Annotated in this window: 1 pseudogene; it reads right to left on the minus strand. The window is 46.9% G+C overall.

From position 1 onward, the window contains the following. Positions 1–153 precede the first annotated feature (153 nt). Positions 154–589, minus strand: a pseudogene (locus VT06_RS18320) (hypothetical protein); the annotation flags it as partial.

Below are 589 nucleotides of genomic sequence, written 5' to 3' on the forward strand. Positions count from 1 at the left end.
CGCCATCACTAGCTACCCGATAAGGGCGCCTAAGTGGCCTTATAGCTGTATTAAAACCCATCGAGCTAGCGCCTCTTAGCACACAACAAAAAGCCCCGCTCAAGAGCAGGGCTTTGTTTACTAAAACACTTAATGTTTTTGAAAAACGGTGTTTTAAATGCTTGAACCGCGGCGTTCCGCTGTATCTTTAATAAATCGTGACCAGCCTTCTGCATTACGGCGCGTAGCATCAAAACGCGTGGCGCTTTGTGCCGCTTGGTATGCTTGGCGGTACTGATTACTATAGAAATAAGCTTCAGCTAAAGACATATATAAACGTCCCGCATCATCATTACGCTCTACTAAATCAATAGCAGCCCGAAACGGAGCTACAGCTTCACGATACTTCTGTGCCAGAAGCAGCGCTTCACCTTGACGACGATAGTAATCACGACGGTCAGCATCAGTAGCAGCAAACTCTACCGCTTTACCATACATTTCTGCTGATTTAGCGAACTCACGCGCAGAGTTGTAACTCCGTGCTGCAGTTGCCAAGTTACGATCGGTTGCCTCAATGTTGCCTGCTTCGATATTGCTTGCCATGATATCA

Source organism: Arsukibacterium sp. MJ3 (assembly GCF_000987765.1).
Lineage (GTDB): Bacteria > Pseudomonadota > Gammaproteobacteria > Enterobacterales > Alteromonadaceae > Alishewanella.